1 protein-coding gene is annotated in these 1,179 nt (G+C 74.5%); it reads right to left on the bottom strand.

The features are described from left to right. Positions 1 to 244: 244 nt before the first annotated feature. Positions 245 to 1,179 (bottom strand): methyltransferase domain-containing protein (locus KDH83_RS20780; protein ID WP_249205243.1); only part of this gene is annotated, 935 nt, incomplete at its 5' end.

Below are 1,179 nucleotides of genomic sequence, written 5' to 3'. Positions count from 1 at the left end.
CGCGGGCGCATCCGCCCCACGTCCGCGCCCAGGGCCGCGCTGCCCGGCGGGGGGCCGGGCGTCATCGTGCCCGACCGCCTGCACTGAGCGCGGCGTAGGGGCGTTCAACGGGGGGCCTGCGGGCCCCCTTTTCTTTGGTCGCGGGCAGTTTTCAGGCGATCGGCGCCCAAGCGGCGCGGGCGCCCTGTCCGGTCAGGCCCTGGCGCAGTTCCCTGTTTGGCGGGGCGCCGGCAGTCGCGCCGGTTCAGGGATTGCGGGATTGGCGTCCGCCGATGGCGCTGATCGACAGCCGGGTCTCGCCGGCGGCGGCGCGGTGCGCGGCGGCCCGCCAGGCATGGCCGTAGGCTACTTCGATGCTCAGCGCGATCACGCCGTCGGGGCGGCGCTGGGCTTCCAGCGCCGCGCAGAGCCGGTCGCGCCAGTCCCGGCCCACCAGCCCGCCGCGGCGGCCTTCGGCGGGATTACCGCCCAGCGCGCGCACGTCCTGCAGCAGTTTTTCCGGGCTGCGGTAGGTGAGCGTCAGGATTTCCTGGTCCATCACCGGATCGGCGAAGCCGTTTTCCACCAGCAGGTCGCCGAAGTCGTGCATGTCCACGAAGGACGGCGTGGCGGTGCGCAGGCCGGCGTCGGCCAGCGCCTGGCGCAGTTCGCGCAGCGTGGCTGGTCCCAGACAGGAGAACATGGCCAGCCCGCCGACCTTCAGCACGCGCCGCCATTCGGCCAGCGCCGCGTGCGGCGCGCGGTGCCAGTGCAGGGCCAGGTTGGACCAGACCAGCTCCAGCGATTCCGGCGCCAGGCCGGTCTGCGCCAGGTCGCCGTTGACGAAGGCGGGCGCGGCCGCGCCGCGACGCGCCAGCTTGCCGATCCAGGCGCCCAGCCCGCCCGGCGCGTGGCGCTTGCGGGCGGCGGCCAGCAGCGGTTCGCAGCTGTCCAGGCCGGTGTAGGCGGCATCCGGATAGCGCTCGCGCAGCAGCGGCAGGTTGTCGCCCGCGCCGCAGCCCGCGTCCAGCATGGCCTGCGGCGCCAGCCGGATGTACTGCAGCCGGCCCAGCATGCGGCGCGCGACTTCGCCATAGAGGAACTGGGCCTCGGACAGGTCGCCACGGCGCGCGAACTGGCGCGGCACGTCGGCGCTGACGATGGGCAGGGTGGGCAGGGAGGCGGATTCGGGAAGGGACA

It is taken from the genome of Achromobacter sp. Marseille-Q0513 (genome assembly GCF_018195695.1).
In the GTDB taxonomy this organism is placed as follows: domain Bacteria; phylum Pseudomonadota; class Gammaproteobacteria; order Burkholderiales; family Burkholderiaceae_B; genus Achromobacter.
This window is presented reverse-complemented; position numbering and strand designations above follow the sequence as displayed.